Below are 15880 nucleotides of genomic sequence, written 5' to 3' on the forward strand. Positions count from 1 at the left end.
CGATACATGACGCTGCAAGTCCAGGGGAAATCGATGAAGTCGTTGCGCCGTAAAGTGCCTGCCGCTGGCGTGCTGGGCGTGGCCATCGCGGCCATGCTGCTGGCCGGTTGTGGGCGCGAGGATGGCAACAGCGCTGGCCCCCCGCCTGCCGCCGCCGATACCGCCGGGCAGCTGCCGGCGCCGGTGGCCGAAGCACCCACCGATGCACCGGTAGCGCTTGCCGATGTGATCGAGACCAGCCCGCAGGCGGTGGTCGGCATCAGTTATGCAGCCGGGCTGGACAAATACCCGGGGCTGGCCAAGGCGCTGCAGGACTACGCTGCCGCCGCGCGTGGCGAGCTGCAGCAGGCCCTCGATGGGCTGGGCAACGACAAGCCGACGATGCCGTACGAGTTGTCGCTGGCGTTTGAAAAGCAGCTGGAAACCCCGGAGCTGGTGGGGGTGCGCGCCGAGGGCAGCCGCTACACCGGCGGTGCCCACGGCGAGCCGCTGGTCGCCCGCTTCGTCTGGCTACCCGGCCCGCAGCAGATGCTGACCGCCGATCACCTGGTTCCGGACGCCAAGGGGTGGAAGGTGATCAGTGACTTCGTGGCCGACCAGCTGCGCGAGCGCGTAGCGACGCGCCTGAGCAGCGAGGACATGGAGCCGGGCGAACTGCAGGAATCGCTGCGCAGCGCCTCGCGGATGATCACCGAAGGCACCGGCGCCCGGCCGGACAACTTCCGCCAGTTCGAACCGATGACCGACGCCGGCGGCAAGGTGACCGGGCTGCGGTTCGTGTTCCCCCCCTACCAGGTCGGTCCCTACTCCGAAGGCACGCAGACCGCCGAGGTACCAGCGTCCGTGCTGGTGCCGCATGTGGCGCCGGAGTATGCAGGACTGTTCGCCCACGGCTGAGCAGGGAGGTGACGGTGGACGCCGCGCTGCAGGTTCGGCTCACCGCGCTGATGCATGAAGCCGGCGTCACCCTCGGCGGCACCCGGCCCCAGGATATCCACGTGCATGACCCGCGCTTCCACGCGCGGGTGCTGGCGGGCGGGTCGCTGGCGCTTGGCGAGAGTTACATGGATGGATGGTGGGATGCCAACCAGCTGGATTGCTTCCTGCTGCACCTGCTGCAGGCCCACCTGGACGAGCGCGTGCACAGTTGGCGTGAGCTGGCCGATGCGGTCCGCGCACGCCTGGTCAACGTGCAGGCCGGGCAGCGAAGTTTCGAAGTCGGGCGCCGCCACTACGATCTCGGCAACGACCTGTACGCGGCGATGCTGGGGCAGCGGCTGGTGTACAGCTGCGGGTACTGGAGGCAGGCCCAGGACCTGGATGCCGCACAGGAAGCCAAGCTGGATCTGGTCTGCCGCAAGCTGGCACTGCGCCCCGGCCAGCGCGTGCTCGACATCGGCTGCGGCTGGGGGGAAGCGCTGAAGTTCGCCTGCGAACGCTACGGCGTCAGTGGCGTGGGGGTGACCATCTCCGAGGAGCAGGCCGCGTATGCGCGTGAGCGCTGCGCAGGATTGCCGGTGGAGATCCGGTTGCAGGATTACCGCGCGCTGGATGAGCGCTTCGATGCGGTGTTCTCCATCGGGATGTTCGAACACGTGGGCGAACGCAACTATCGCGCGTTCTTCGACGTGGCCCGGCGTTGCCTGGCGCCGCACGGCTTGCTGTTGCTGCATACCATCGGTCGCAATGTCAGCGGCCACCGTACCGATCCATGGATCGCCCGTTACATTTTCCCCAACTCGATGCTGCCTTCGGCGGCGCAGATCACGCGCGCGTTCGAGGGCCGCTTCGTGCTTGAAGACTGGCATGGCTTCGGCACCGACTACGACCTGACGCTGCAGGCATGGCGGCGCAATGTGGAAGCGGCCTGGCCGCGGCTGGATCGGCAGCGTTACGACGAACGCTTCAAGCGCATGTGGCGCTTCTACCTGGCCGGTTCGATGGCCGCGTTCCGCTGCCGGCATGCCCAGTTGTGGCAGCTGGTGCTGTCGCCCGAAGGCGTGCCCGGCGGATACGTCGCGCCGCGTTGAGGCCGCCGGCAAAAAAAAACGCCCGGTTGCCCGGGCGTCTTTTCATTCAGCGTGCGTCAGGCGCTGGTCAATTGCCGGCGCCGGTCAGGCCACGCTTCTCCAGCAGCGGCTCGATCTGCGGCTCATGGCCGGCGAAGTCGCGGAACAGCTGCATCGCATCCACGCTGCCGCCGCGCGACAGCAGGGTCTTGCGGAAGTGGTCGCCGTTCTTGCGGCTCAGGCCGCCGTTCTCGTTGAACCACTTCTGGGTGTTGGCGTCGAGCACTTCGGACCAGATGTAGGCGTAGTAGCCGGCCGAGTAGCCGCCCATGATGTGGCTGAAGTACGGGGTCTTGTAACGCGGCGGCACCGGCGCGTAGAAGATGCCGTCCTTGGCCAATGCGGCGGCTTCGAACTTCATCACCTCGGCGGCGGCCGGGACCTGGTCCGCGCTGATCTGGTGCCAGCGCTGGTCCAGCATCGCCGCACCCAGGTATTCGGTGGTGGCGAAGCCCTGGTTGAACTTGGCGGCGGCGACCACCTTGTCCAGCAGCGCCTGCGGCATCGCCGAACCATTCTGGTAGTGCTTGGCGTAGTTCTTCAGGATGACCGGATTGTCAGCCCACATCTCGTTGACCTGCGAGGGGAACTCGACGAAGTCGCGCGGCACCGAGGTGCCGGAGAAATACGGGTACTTCACGTTGGAGAACATGCCGTGCAGCGCGTGGCCGAACTCGTGGAAGGTGGTGGTCACTTCATCCCAGGTCAGCAGGGTCGGCTTGCCGGCCGGCGGCTTGGGGATGTTGAGGTGGTTGGCCACCACCGGCTTGAAGCCGGACAGTTCGGACTGCGAAACGTAGGAGTTCATCCACGCACCGCCACGCTTGGACGCGCGTGCATACGGGTCGAAGATGAAGATCGCCAGCTGGCTGCCGTCGGCATCGAACACGTCGTACACGGTGACGTCTTCGTGGTAGACCGGCAGGTCGGTGCGCTGCTTGAAGGTCAGGCCGAATTCGAGTTCAGCGGCATGGAACACGCCGTCTTCCAGCACGGTCTTCATTTCGAAGTACGGCTTGAGCTGGGATTCGTCGAAGTTGTACTTCGCCTGGCGCACCTTCTCGCTGTAGAACGCCCAGTCCCAGGCTTCCAGCTTGAAGGTCGGCTTGCCGGCGGCCTTCTGTTCCTGGTCGATCATCGCCTGCAGGTCGGCGGCTTCGCGCTTGGCGTTGGCCACCGCGGCCGGGGCCAGCTGGCCCAGCATCGCGTTGACCGCTTCGGGGGTCTTGGCGGTCTGGTTGGTCAGGTTGTAGGCGGCGAAGTTGGGGAAGCCCATCAGCTTGGCCTTGTCGGCGCGCAGCTGCATGATGCGCGCCACCAGCGCGGTATTGTCGAACTCACCGCCGCGGCTGCCGCGGGTGGTGGACGCTTCGTAGATCTTCTGGCGCAGCGCACGGTTGGCCAGGTTGGTCAGCGGCGGCTGGCCGGTGGTGTTGAGCAGGGTGATCACGTACTTGCCGTCCAGGCCGCGCGCCTTGGCGGCTTCGGCGGCAGCGGAGATCTGCTCCTGCGACAGGCCGTCCAGTTCCTTGACGTCGTCCACGGTGATGGCCGAGGCGTTCACTTCGGACTGCACGTTCTGACTGAATTTGGTGCCCAGGTTGGCCAGCTCGGCGTTCATTTCCTTGAGCTTGGTCTTGTCCGTCTCGGACAGCTTGGCGCCGGCGCGGACGTAGTTCTCGTAGTATTTCTCGACCAGGCGCACGCCCTCAGCGTCCAGGCCCAGCTTGGCGCGGTCGTCATACAGCGCCTGGATGCGGGCGAACAGCTTGCCGTTCAGCGCGATCGCATCGCCGTGGGCGGCAAAGCGCGCTGAATAGTCGGCCTGCAGCTTCTTGCGGGTGTCATTGGTATCGGCACCGACCAGCGCGAAGAACACGGTGGTGGCGCGGTCCAGCGTCTCGCCGCTCTTCTCCAGCGCGATCAGGGTGTTTTCGAAGGTCGGCTTGGCCTTGTTGTTGGCGATGGCCTCCACTTCCTTCAGCTGCTGCGCCATGCCGGCGTCGAAGGCCGGGGCGAAGTCGCTGTCGGTGATCTTGTCGAACTGCGGGTAGTGCAGCGGCAGCGGGCTGTCGGCGAAGAACGGATTGGCCTGCTGCGCGGCGGTGCTGGCAGCCGGGGTGGCGGCGCCGGCGGAATAGGCGGGCAGGGCAAGGCCGAGGGTCATGGCCACGGCAAGGGCAAGGCGGGTGGTCAAGGCAAGGTACTCCACGAAGACAAGTCCCCGAGGGTAACCCGGCCCCGGACGGGTGGGCTTGTGTCGAAAGGCATGGGCGTTCAGGCTGCTGGCTTGTTCCCTGCAGCGGCCGGCCGATGACCAGCGCCTTTGATTTCGACATGACCACCCTGGAAGGCGAGCACGTTCCGCTGTCGTGCCATCGCGGAAAGCGGCTGCTGCTGGTCAACGTGGCCAGCCGCTGCGGCTTCACCCCGCAATACACCGGCCTGGAAGCGCTGTGGCAGGACTACCGTGAACAGGGTCTGGTGGTGATCGGCTTTCCCTGCAACCAGTTCGGCGCGCAGGAGCCCGGCGATGCCGCCCGGATCCGCGCGTTCTGTTCGCTGGATTATCCGGTGAGCTTCCCGTTGTCGGCCAGGATCGAGGTCAACGGGCCGGCGGCCGATCCGCTGTGGCAGTGGTTGTCCACACAGAAACGCGGCCTGTTGGGCAGCGCGCGCATCAAGTGGAATTTCACCAAGTTCCTGCTCGACCGCGATGGCCAGGTGCAGTCCCGCTTCGCGCCCACCACCACTCCCGACCAGCTCCGCCGCCACCTCGAAAAATGACGCGGGGATCGGTAGCGCCGAGCCATGCTCGGCGGGCTTCACCGTTCACGGCCCGCTGCGCTCGCCGAGCGTGGCTCGGCGCTACCGGTTACTTTTCGACGAAGGCGCGTTCGAAGACGTAATGCCCGGGACTGCCGATGCGCGGGGAGACCTGGAAGCCCCTGGCGTCCAGCACCGTGCGCAGATCGGCCAGCATCTGCGGGCTGCCACAGATCATCGCGCGGTCGTTGGCCGGGTCCAGTTCCGGCAGGCCCAGGGTGCGCTGCATCTGCCCGCTTTCCAGCAGCGAGGTCAGCCGGCCCTGATTGGTGAAGGGTTCGCGGGTGACCGCCGGGTAATACAGCAGCTTGTCGCCGATCATCTCGCCCAGGAACTCGTGCTCGCGCAGTCCGCGTTCGAAGTAATCGCGGTAAGCCAGATCCTTTTCGTAACGCACGCCGTGGGTAAGGATCACCTTGTCGAAGCGCTCGTAGGTTTCCGGATCCTTGATCACCGAAAGCCACGGCGCCATGCCGGTGCCGGTGCCCAGCAGGTACAGGTTCCTGCCCGGGTGCAGGTCGCTGATCAGCAGGGTGCCGGTCGGCTTCTTGCCGACCAGTACCTTGTCGCCCGGCTTGATGTGCTGCAGGCGCGAAGTCAGCGGGCCGTCCTGCACCTTGATGCTGAAGAACTCCAGGTTTTCTTCCCAGTTCGCGCTGGCGATGGAATACGCGCGCAGCAGTGGCCGCGCCTCGGTTTCCAGGCCGATCATCACGAACTGGCCGTTCTCGAAGCGGAACCCGCTGTCACGGGTCAGGGTGAAACTGAAGTAGGCATCGGTCCAGTGGCGGACCTCAAGCACCGTCTCGGCGCCGAAAGCAGCAGACATGGGGGTAGCGTATCCAGGAAATCGTCCCGGACATTCTACCTCAAATGAGACAGGTTCTCATTGGCCGGAATGAGAGGCGTTCGTGACCACCGTTCAGCGATAACCGGCAGCCTGCAGCTCGAACAGCTCGGCATAGCGGCCGCCTTCGGCCATCAGCTGTGCATGGCTGCCACTGGCCTCGATCCGGCCATCGGCCAGCACCAGGATGCGATCGGCCATGCGCACGGAGGAAAACCGATGCGAGATCAATACCGCGGTGCGCTGTTCGGACAGCTCGCGGAAGCGCTGGAACACTTCGTACTCGGCGCGTGCATCGAGCGCGGCGGTCGGCTCGTCCAGGATCATCACCTGGGCCTGGCGCATGTACGCGCGGGCGATGGCGATCTTCTGCCACTGGCCGCCGGACAGGTCCACGCCCTGCTTGAAGCGGCGGCCGATCACCTGCTGGTAGCCGCCGGGAAGCGCCTGGATGACCTCTTCGGCCATGCCGCGGCGGGCGGCATCGCGGATGCGCTGCGTGTCGTCCAGCGCATCGACCTGGCCGACACCGATGTTCTCGCCGGCGGTGAGGTTGTAGCGCACGAAGTCCTGGAAGATCACCCCCATGTTGGCGCGCAGGTCGTCCAGGTCGTAGTCGCGCAGGTCGCGACCATCAAGCAGGATCCGGCCCTCGTCCGGGTCGTACAATCGCGCCAGCAGCTTGACCAGGGTGGTCTTGCCGGCGCCGTTCTCGCCGACCAGCGCGAGCACTTCGCCGGCATGCAGCTGGAAGTCGAGATGGCGCACGGCCCAGCTCTCCGCATCCGGATAGCGGAAGCCAACGTTCTCGAACACGAAGCCCTCGCGGATCGGTCGCGGTACCGGCACCGCATCGGGGCGGGTGTGGATTTCCGGCGTGATCTGGAAGAACGAGAACAGATCATCCAGATACAGCGCCTGGCTGGCCACCTGCGAAAAACCGATCAGCAGGCCTTCAAGCAACTGGCGCAAACGCAGGAAACTGCCGGCCAGGAAGGTCAGGTCACCAATGCTGAAATCACCGCGCACGGTGCGCCAGGCGATGTACGCATAGGCGGTGTAGTAGCCCAGCGTACCCAATGCGGCCAGCAGCGTGCCCCAGAACGCACGCTTGCGCGCCAGCGCGCGGTTGGCGTGGAAGAAACGATCGGCGAGGAGTTTGTAGCGGTCGATCAGGAACCGGTGGAGGTTGAATATCTTGACCTCCTTGGCGGTTTCCACGCTGGCGCCGACCTGGCGCAGGTAATCCAGCTGCCTGCGTTCGGGGGTCCATTGAAAATTGAGGCTGTAGCCAGCCGCATTGAAATGCGATTCGCCGATGAAGGCCGGCACCAGCGCCAGTGCCAGCAGCACGATCAGCCACGGCGCGTAGACCAGCAGGCCCACCGCGAGGCTGGCCACGGTAATCGCATCCTGGACCTGGCCGAACAACTGGCTCATCAGGTTCATCCGCCCCATGGTCTGGCGCCGCGCGCGGTCCAGCTTGTCCTGCAGTTCGGGGTCCTCGAAGTCCTCCAGGTCCAGCGAGGCGGCGTGCTCCATCAGGCGCACGCTGGTGACGTTGGTGAACAGTTCCGACAGCAGTGAGTCGGCGTAGCTGACGATGCGTCCCAGCAGGTCCGATGCGATGGCCAGGCCGAACTCCAGCGCCAGCAGGGACAGCAGCGGAGTGAGCAATCCGCTGGCCAGCGCCTCGCCGAATGGCGGGAAACCGGCCTCATGCTGGCTGAGCAGCACGGCCGAATCGATGATCAGCTTGCCGACATACAACATCGCCACCGGCAGCAGGGCGCGGATGATGCGCAGCCCCAGGCTGGCGCTGGCCAGCCACGGGTTGGTCTGCCAGACCTGGCGCAGGAAGGGCGGCAGGTTGCGCATCGCCGAGAAGCGCTGGCGCAGGCTGGGATGCTTCTGGCCGGGCGCACCGGCAGCGGAGGAGGCAGGCATGGGCGCTATTGTGCGCGCCGCCGCCGTGGTTGCGGCATGAACCCTCCGCGCGTCGGCTCAGCCCGCCGGTTCCGCGCTGACAGGCGACTGCAGTGCGCCGGGCTGCAGCAGTTGCATCTGATCGAGGACCGCTGCGCTGGCTTCACTGGGCGGGCGTGCATTCTCGACCGGGCGATAGTCGGCGTCGCGCACTTCGACGCCGTACGGGCGGATCAACAGCGTTTCCGCACCGATGCGTACCGCACGGGCCGTCCATGATTCGACCAGCAGCGGGCGTTCCGCCGGCAGCGGCCCGAACAGGTCCAGCCCGGCGGCGAAATCCGAAGGGGGGTTGCTGCAGGCCAACAGGTGGCGCATCAGGGTCGGGACGATGTCCATGTGGCTGGTGACGGCCGATTCCAGGGCCGGTGCGCGGCCAGGCCAGCGTATCAACATCGGCACGCGTGTCTGTACGTCGCTGAAGTTGCTGTTGTGCCCCCAGTCGTTCTGGCCGAGGTCGTTGAATGATTCGCCATGGTCACTGGTGATGATCACAACCGTGCTGTCGGCTTGTCCGGTGTCCTCCAGTGTCTGCAACAGCTGGCCGATCAGCGTATCGGCCTTGAGCACGGCGTTGCGGTAGCGGTTGAACAGGGGCGCCGGATCGGTGGAGCGCCCGGCCCTGAGGTGGGCTCCTGGTGCGGCCTGCGGCAGGAACCGCTGCTCGGCCTCTGTCGGCACGGCGTAGGGCGTGTGCGCCCCGTCCAGAAGGATGAAGCCGAAGAAGGGCTGGCCAGCGGTCTGTGCATGCAATGCGTTGGTCATCCGGGTGACCACATCACGGTCGCGTCGGTCCTGCGCGGCATCATCCGGCGCCGTGTGCAGCGGTGCATCCGTCTCGACGAACACCGCACGGTCCATGCGGGCACCGCGCAGCGAGGCGCCACCGTACAGATGGAAGGCATAGTCTTGCTGCTGCAGCTGGCGCAGCAGCTCCGGCCCACGTCGATGCTGGATCATGGTGTTGGTGTGCAACGCCGGCAGGCCGTAGAACAGCCCGAACAGGCCGTGCATGGTGTTGTTGCCGGTGCTGTATTGCTGTCCTGCCTGCCATGCCGTCGCGGCGAAGCCGGATGCATGCGGCATCTGTTCGGTCGTGAGCATGTCATAGCGGAGCGAGTCGACCACGATCATCAGCACATTGAGGGGCTGCTGCGCATGGCACTGCAGCGGCGCGCGGGGATAGAGCAGGGCGGTGCCGTGGGCCGGCTGCTCGGCAAGCGAGCGCTGCGAGCGGTCGTCGCGCGCCCAGCCCAGTTCCACCATCTGCCGCCGTGCGGTGGAAGTGTGCAGCCACGGAATCGCACGCAGGCCCGCCATCGCATCCGCACGGCCCTTGCCGTCATACCAGATGCCCATGGCCTGGGTGACCACCACCAGCGGCAGCAGCAGGCCCAGCCAGCGCCCGTCCAGGCGCGCGCCACGCCCGTCGCGCAGCCGGCGGGCGAACAGCAGCTGCGCCGCCGCCAGAGCGGTGACCCCGGCGGTTGCGGCCACCCAGGTCCCGGGCGTCAGCCCAAGCTGGCCCAGCAGGCCACCATTGAGCATCAGCGCGACCACCAGGCCGTTGATATGGAAGCCGAACTGGTGGAAGACGCGTGCATCGATCAGGATCGCCATCCACCACAGGGTGGTCAGCACCACGACGGTAGGCAGCGCCCAGGCGCGCAGTGGTCTGAACATTCCAAGCAGCCAAGCGGGTGTACCGCACAGGGCCATGCCAAGACCCAACTGCGCAGCGAGCGCCACCCCTGCGAACAGCTGCGCATCCATCGCGGTAGGCCATTCGATGTTGAGCAGCACCGGCACGGCGGACAGCACCGCATTGATCAGCAGATACGTGGGCAGCCACGCGCTGTGACGCGTAGCGAAAGGGATGCAGCCTGAGTCAGCCATGCGTAACGTCCCGCCTTGAAGAAGGCGGGACCATACGGGGGAAGCGGTCGCCCAGGCCGCGATATAGGCACAAAAAATGGTGCGTGCCTAACGAATAGACAGTCAGGGCGACTTGCTGGCGCGAATGACTGGTTTCAGCGTAGGAATCATCGCGATCAGCATGCCGAACGCAGAGCGCCGACATGCAGCTGCGATTCAGTTACTTACGGCAGCGGCGGGAGCAGTCCGGCGCCCAGCCGGTTCCAGGCATTGATCACCGCCACTGCCATGCTCAGGTCACTGATGCCCTTGTCATCGAAATGCGGCCGCAGCGCATCGAAGGCGGCATCGGACGGCGCACCGTCCGGCAGCCGCGTCAACGCTTCGGCCCAGCCCAGCGCGGCCCGCTCGCGGGCATCGAAGAAGCGGCTCTCGCGCCAGGCCGCCACGGTATCCAGCTTGCGCGGCTCGATGCCGGCCTTACGCAGTGCGGTCGAATGCATGTCCAGGCAGTAGGCGCAGCCGTTGATCTGCGAAACGCGCAGATAGACCAGCTCCTGCAGTTCGTGATCCAGCGAGCTGGCATGCACGGTCGTGCTCACCGCCAACAGTCCCTTGAAGGCATCAGCGGCGAGTCGGGTGTAGGCAACGCGGGGGGCAGCGGTATTCATTTGCAGGCTCCAATGGCGGCCCGGATGGGCGGCCTTTCACTGCAAGGACGCGCCAGCGCGCAGGCCTGTGACAGCCGCCCCGAGCTTTTCCGGATTGAGCACGCTGTACAGCGCGATGATGCGGCCCTGTTCAACCACGATCGTGGTGACCGACTGCAGTCGCGGGCCATCGAAACGCAGGATCGCCGGCTCCCCGTTGACCGTGCCGAGGCGAGCGGCCAACGAGCCGCCGCGACGGGCGATCGCCCAGTAAAGGCGGCCGATCCGCTCGGCGCCGAGCAGCGGACGGATGCCGGCGGTGACCACCCCACCGCCATCGGAAACGTGGCGGGCGTTGGCGTGCAGAAGGGCCTGGATCGCCTCGCTGTCACCCCGCTGGGAGGCGTCCATGAAACGCGCAAGCAGTTGACGATGCTGTCCTGCGTCGGCTGCGAAGCGTGGACGGCCCTCGCGCAGGCGTTTGCGCGCCCGGTGCACCATCTGCCTGCAGTTGGCTTCGCTGTGGCCCAACAGGGCGGCCACCTGCGTGTAGTCGTGGTCGAAGACCTCCTTCAGCAGGAAGGCGGCGCGCTCGTCCGGTGCCAGCTGTTCCAGCAGCGCAAGGAAGGCCAGCGACACATCCTCGGCCAGCGCATGTAGCTGCGCCGGGTCCGGCGCTGCAGGCAGCTCCAGAGTGATGTCCAGGGGCTCAGGCAGCCAGGGGCCGATGTAGTCGGTGCGCTGGCGTTTGAGCGCACGCAGGCGATCCAGTCCCAGCCGGGTGGTGGCGGTCACCAGCCATGCCAGTGGATCGGCGATCTCCGCATGCGCGGCGCCGGCCCAGCGCAGCCAGGCCTCCTGCACGATGTCTTCGGCATCGGCACGGCTGCCGAGCAGCCGGTAGGCCAGTGCCAGCAGGCGCGGGCGATGTGAATGGAAAGCCGATTCTGCGTTCATGTACCCAGGACGCCCCACCGAGGGACGCTGTGACAGGTGCCGCCAGTGGAACACGGTTTCGTCGGCGGCGTCAGCGTCCCGGCGCTACAGCGGCGGGCGCGCGGGGTAAAATGGGCGGATTACCCCCGCCAGCCCCGAGCAAGCGAGCAAGCCGTGACATCGATCAAGCAGGAAGACCTCATCCAGTCCATCGCCGACGCGCTGCAGTACATCTCGTACTACCACCCGGTGGATTACATCAAGAGCCTGGCCGCGGCCTACGAGCGCGAGGAATCCCCGGCGGCCAAGGAAGCGATGGCCCAGATCCTGATCAATTCGCGGATGTGCGCCGAAGGCCATCGGCCGATCTGCCAGGATACCGGCATCGTCACCGTGTTCCTGGAAATCGGCATGAACGTGCGCTGGGACGACGCCACCATGGGCGTGGAGGACATGGCCAACGAAGGCGTGCGCCGCGCCTACAACCATCCGGACAACAAGCTGCGCGCCTCGGTACTGGCCGATCCGGCCGGCAAGCGCATCAACACCAAGGACAACACCCCCGGCGTGGTCAACGTCAAGGTGGTGCCGGGCAATACGGTGGATGTGATCGTCGCCGCCAAGGGCGGTGGTTCGGAAGCCAAGAGCAAGTTCGCCATGCTCAATCCTTCCGATTCGATCGTCGACTGGGTGCTGAAGACGGTGCCGACGATGGGCGCCGGCTGGTGCCCGCCGGGGATGCTCGGCATCGGCATCGGCGGCACCGCCGAAAAGGCGATGCTGCTGGCCAAAGAATCGCTGATGGAGCCGATCGACATCAACGAACTGAGGGCCCGCGGTGCGTCCAACCGCGCCGAAGCGCTGCGCCTGGAGCTGTTCGACAAGGTCAACGCGCTGGGTATCGGGGCGCAGGGCTTGGGCGGCCTGACCACCGTGCTGGACATCAAGGTCAAGGACTTCCCCACCCACGCAGCGAACCTGCCGGTGGCGATGATCCCGAACTGCGCGGCCACCCGCCATGCGCACTTCACGTTGGACGGCAGCGGTCCGGTGATGCTGGATCCGCCGTCGCTTGAAGACTGGCCGCAGATCACCTACGACGCATCCAAGGGCACCCGCGTGGACCTGGATACGATCACCCCGGCCGACGTGGCCAACTGGAAGCCGGGCCAGACCCTGCTGCTCAACGGCAAGCTGCTGACCGGCCGCGATGCCGCGCACAAGCGCATCGTGGAGATGCTGGACAAGGGCGAACCGCTGCCGGTCGACTTGAAGGGGCGCTTCATCTACTACGTGGGCCCGGTCGATCCGGTGCGCGATGAAGTGGTGGGCCCGGCCGGCCCGACCACCGCCACGCGCATGGACAAGTTCACCCGCCAGGTGCTGGAGCAGACCGGTCTGCTGGGCATGGTCGGCAAGGCCGAGCGCGGTCCGGCGGCGATCGAGGCGATCCGTGACAACAAATCGGCCTACCTGATGGCGGTCGGCGGCTCGGCTTACCTGGTGTCCAAGGCGATCAAGGCGGCCAAGGTGGTCGGCTTCGCCGACCTGGGCATGGAAGCCATCTACGAGTTCACCGTGCAGGACATGCCGGTGACGGTGGCGGTCGATTCGACCGGCGAGTCGGTGCATCAGACCGGTCCGCGCGAATGGCAGGCACGGATCGGCAAGATTCCGGTCGTGGTGGCCTGAAGCGCGCGGGTGGGTGATGATCGTGGATCGTCACCCACCGCGTGTTACAGGATGTCCAGCGCCCGTTCGGGCGGGCGGCGCAGGCGCGTGCCCCTTTTCGGTGATCACGATCGGCCGGTGATCAGCCGCGGGTGCGCGGCCATGGCGTGACGGACATCAGAACCACTCCAGCAATGACACGCCCACGCCGATGTAGGTGGCCTTGTGGTTGTAGTCGATCATGCTTTCGCCGTAGCCATCGAACACCTGGACGTGGCCGCGCAGCAGGTTGCTGATCGGGAAGCCATAGTCCAGCTGCAGCGCGCCGTGCGAACGGTCGCCGCTGCGCAGCGAATGCCGCCCCATCAAGGCGATTTCATGGCCATTGCGGTTCCACACCAGGGTGGCATCGCCGCGGCCCATGTAGTCCTCGATGTCCGGGTTGTTGTCATCACTGCGCGACTCCGGCAGCCGGTACCACGGGCGCAGCGTCAGTGCCCAGTTTTCGCGGTCCAGGCCGACGCTGACGATGACCCGGTTCCAGCTGCGCGAGAACGGATCGGCGCGGCCATTGGACTGGTGGTTGATGCCGATGGCGCTCATGCGGCCACGCCAGCCACCGATGGAGTAGCCATTGCGGAACACCGCCATGACCTCCGGTTCGTAGTTGGTTTCACGGAACGGGCGCGAATTGTCCGCGTTGTAGGCCTGCCAGCGCGAGCTCTGCGTGTAGCCGGCCCAGATGTCACCGTTATCGCCGAACAGGTTCTCCACGATCTTGGTCTTGAAGCTCAGCTGGAACTTCAATTCGTTGCTGTCCAGCAGCTGCGGGGTGGTGACCGTGTTGGCCGGGTTCGGCGATTGCGGGGTGAGGTTCTTGTTGCTGGTCCAGAACGCGGGCAGCAGGTACACCGGCTTGTAGGCGCGCAGCTGGAACGGCCCCAGCTTGGAGTCTTCGGCCAGCTCCCAGCGGCTGTCCAGCAGCGATCCGCGGCCGGCATTGGCCAGCGCTGCATCGTGCGGGGCCGGGCGGAACAGGTCGCCCACGCGCGAGCGCAGCTTCTCCTCGCCTTCGCTGACGCGGACTTCGCGCCGTTCTTCCTTGCGTGCCTCAGCGGCGGCTTCGGCTGCGGCGTCGGCCTGCGCCGTGGTGGCCTGGGTGGGACCGAACAGCTGGTCATAGCAGGCAAGCCGCGCCGCGTCGGTGGTGATGGCGGCACACGCGCTGGGCGATGTAGCAGGCGAAGCGGTGAATTCCTGCGCGGCCAGCGGGGCACTGGACAGGGCCAGCACGAACGGAGCCAGGCGGGGAAGCGGGGAAGTGAGGGTCATTGCTGCGGGCCCTTGAACGAGGCTGAATTGGAGTAAGTGAACGCAGTGTGGCGTGCGCTGGCGTGACCCGCCAGTGCGCGGTTATGACAGTCATGCGCGTGAGGCAGCGTGAAAGTGGAGTGAGCTCAGAGCAGCCAGGCGAACGCGAACAGCCCCAGCATCGCCACCAGCAGTGCGACCTTCAAGGCCATGCCCAGCAGGATGCCCAGCCAGGTCGCCAAGCCGACCTTGGTGGAGCGGCCGAGTTCGCGGCTGTGCCAGTACTCGCCGGCCAGCGCGCCCAGCAGCGGGCCCAGGAACAGCCCGACCGGCATGAAGAACAGCCCGGCGATGCTGCCGATGAAGGTGCCCCACAGGGCCTTGCGGCTGGCCCCCACGCGTTGCGCCCCCACCACGGTCGCCAGGATGTCCACCACGAAGGACAGCACGGTCAACACCGCCAGTACGGTGAGCACCGGCCAGCCGACGTGGACGAAGCCGTCAGCCCATGCCGCCAGCAGCAGGCCGAGGAAGACCAGCGGAATGCCGGGTAGCGCGGGGAGCACGATGCCGGCGATGCCCAGCGCGATGCACACTGCAGCGATCAGATACAAGATGAATGAGAGGTCCATGCTAAGCCGTATGGAGTACGAAAAGGGGTTGACACATCGATCAATCTACCCGTTGCAATTTGATTTATGTCGGGTTAACGTGACCGCGCTGAGCTTGGCAAGGTCACCGTGGATCGTGGCCTGATGATGGTAGATCCCCGCGATCCGCTGCATCGTTGTACCTCGCTTCCTCCTTGCTCGTCAGCCGCCTGTCAGGGCGTAACCAATTACAAGACAGTAAGGGAGTAGCAAAGATGGCTGAGAAGGGCACCGTCAAGTGGTTCAACGATGCGAAAGGCTTTGGTTTCATCAGCCGTGAGAGTGGCGAGGATGTGTTCGTGCACTTTCGCGCCATTGAATCGCAGGGCTTCAAGTCGCTGAAGGAAGGGCAGGCCGTCGAGTTCGAGGTGGTCACCGGCCAGAAGGGTCTGCAGGCGGACAAGGTCAAGCCGCTCTGATTGAACGCGCCGCGTTTGTTTTAGCAGAAGGGCCCGCGTGAGCGGGCCCTTCTGGTTTGCATCGTGGTAACCGCCGGTCGATCAGCGCAGTACCACGCGACCGTTCACCACGCGCACATAGGTGTTCTCGCGGATGCCGCCCAGGTCGCGCTGGTTCACCACGATGGTGCGGCCATCGTCCATGCGCACCGAGATGTCGTAGGTATCGCTGGTGACGTTCTTCTGGATCTGGTTGCCGGCCAGTGCGCCGCCCACTGCGCCTGCCGCGGCTGCGATGTTCTTGTTGCCCCGGCTGCCGCCGGTGTGGTCGGAGATTTCATGGCCGGCGACTGCGCCGACGATGCCGCCCAGCACCGCGCCGGTCGCAGAAGGCGCCGCGCGGCCGGAGGCCACGGTATTGATGCGGGTCACGATGCCGCAGTCCGCGCAACGGTTGGTGTTGTAGTTGCCACCGTTGTTGCTGTAGCCGCTGTTGTTGTTGCCGTAACCGCCGCCGCCGTAACCGGGGGAGGTGGCACAACCGGCCAGGGCGAGGGTGGCGATTGCACTTGCGGCAATGAGCTGGATCTTCATGGGTGGTTCTCCTGGCCAGAAAGAGTGGTAAGGCGTCTGGTGCGCGTGGGAGGATCGTCCTTCTTTG

General features: G+C 65.9%; 14 protein-coding genes. 5 read left to right on the plus strand and 9 right to left on the minus strand.

The features are described from left to right. The first annotated feature begins 6 nt into the window (after positions 1-6). Positions 7-897, plus strand: a complete 891-nt coding sequence (locus tag IFT63_RS04435; RefSeq protein WP_249404330.1) for a DUF3298 and DUF4163 domain-containing protein — start codon at positions 7-9, stop codon at positions 895-897. 14 nt (positions 898-911) lie between these two features. After that, positions 912-2030, plus strand: a complete 1119-nt coding sequence (gene cfa / locus IFT63_RS04440) for a cyclopropane fatty acyl phospholipid synthase (RefSeq protein ID WP_080335111.1) — start codon at positions 912-914, stop codon at positions 2028-2030. Positions 2031-2097: 67 nt separating this feature from the next. Here cfa and IFT63_RS04445 read toward each other — a convergent pair whose 3' ends face one another. Next, positions 2098-4266, minus strand: coding sequence for a M3 family metallopeptidase (locus IFT63_RS04445; RefSeq protein WP_042613287.1), 2169 nt, complete (start codon positions 4264-4266; stop codon positions 2098-2100). A gap of 116 nt (positions 4267-4382) precedes the next feature. Between IFT63_RS04445 and IFT63_RS04450 the strand changes: the two genes are divergently transcribed. Continuing rightward, a complete protein-coding gene (locus IFT63_RS04450; RefSeq protein ID WP_192083354.1) occupies positions 4383-4856 on the plus strand; it encodes a glutathione peroxidase in 474 nt (157 codons plus the stop codon). Between the two features lie 88 nt (positions 4857-4944). On the opposite strand, the gene IFT63_RS04455 is transcribed toward IFT63_RS04450, so the two are convergent. The 5 genes from IFT63_RS04455 to sigJ all read right to left on the minus strand — a co-directional run bounded on the left by IFT63_RS04455 (position 4945) and on the right by sigJ (position 11210). Next, positions 4945-5724: a ferredoxin--NADP reductase gene (locus IFT63_RS04455; RefSeq protein ID WP_192083355.1), complete on the minus strand. Its 780-nt coding sequence runs from the start codon at positions 5722-5724 to the stop codon at positions 4945-4947. A gap of 93 nt (positions 5725-5817) precedes the next feature. Next, the gene (locus tag IFT63_RS04460; RefSeq protein WP_192083356.1) at positions 5818-7689 is read right to left on the minus strand and encodes an ABC transporter ATP-binding protein; all 1872 of its coding nucleotides are present in this window, start codon (positions 7687-7689) and stop codon (positions 5818-5820) included. 57 nt (positions 7690-7746) lie between these two features. Further along, positions 7747-9624 carry a sulfatase-like hydrolase/transferase gene (locus IFT63_RS04465; protein ID WP_192083357.1) on the minus strand — a complete coding sequence of 626 codons (1878 nt, stop codon included), beginning with the start codon at positions 9622-9624 and terminating at the stop codon, positions 7747-7749. A gap of 203 nt (positions 9625-9827) precedes the next feature. Beyond that, positions 9828-10274 carry a carboxymuconolactone decarboxylase family protein gene (locus tag IFT63_RS04470; protein ID WP_191771512.1) on the minus strand — a complete coding sequence of 149 codons (447 nt, stop codon included), beginning with the start codon at positions 10272-10274 and terminating at the stop codon, positions 9828-9830. Positions 10275-10310: 36 nt separating this feature from the next. Then, positions 10311-11210 (minus strand): RNA polymerase sigma factor SigJ, encoded by a 900-nt coding sequence (gene sigJ, locus IFT63_RS04475; RefSeq protein WP_192083358.1) that lies wholly within the window; start codon positions 11208-11210, stop codon positions 10311-10313. A 153-nt stretch (positions 11211-11363) separates the two neighbouring features. Here sigJ and IFT63_RS04480 point away from each other — a divergent pair, with 153 nt between their 5' ends. Then, positions 11364-12881, plus strand: a complete 1518-nt coding sequence (locus IFT63_RS04480; RefSeq protein ID WP_192083359.1) for a FumA C-terminus/TtdB family hydratase beta subunit — start codon at positions 11364-11366, stop codon at positions 12879-12881. 156 nt (positions 12882-13037) lie between these two features. Here the strand turns inward: IFT63_RS04480 and IFT63_RS04485 are convergent, their stop codons facing one another. Continuing rightward, positions 13038-14192 (minus strand): phospholipase A, encoded by a 1155-nt coding sequence (locus IFT63_RS04485; protein WP_192083360.1) that lies wholly within the window; start codon positions 14190-14192, stop codon positions 13038-13040. A 125-nt stretch (positions 14193-14317) separates the two neighbouring features. Then, positions 14318-14803, minus strand: a complete 486-nt coding sequence (locus IFT63_RS04490; protein ID WP_042615392.1) for a DUF456 domain-containing protein — start codon at positions 14801-14803, stop codon at positions 14318-14320. Between the two features lie 233 nt (positions 14804-15036). On the opposite strand from IFT63_RS04490, the gene IFT63_RS04495 reads away from it, so the two are divergent. Next, complete coding sequence (locus IFT63_RS04495; RefSeq protein WP_019185917.1) at positions 15037-15240, plus strand: cold-shock protein; 204 nt, start codon at positions 15037-15039, stop codon at positions 15238-15240. A gap of 81 nt (positions 15241-15321) precedes the next feature. Here IFT63_RS04495 and IFT63_RS04500 read toward each other — a convergent pair whose 3' ends face one another. After that, entirely contained in the window at positions 15322-15813 is a 492-nt protein-coding gene (locus tag IFT63_RS04500; RefSeq protein WP_042615391.1) for a glycine zipper 2TM domain-containing protein, read from the minus strand. Positions 15814-15880: the final 67 nt, after the last annotated feature.

The sequence above is a fragment of the Stenotrophomonas sp. CFBP 13724 genome, from assembly GCF_014841975.1.
In the GTDB taxonomy this organism is placed as follows: domain Bacteria; phylum Pseudomonadota; class Gammaproteobacteria; order Xanthomonadales; family Xanthomonadaceae; genus Stenotrophomonas; species Stenotrophomonas lacuserhaii.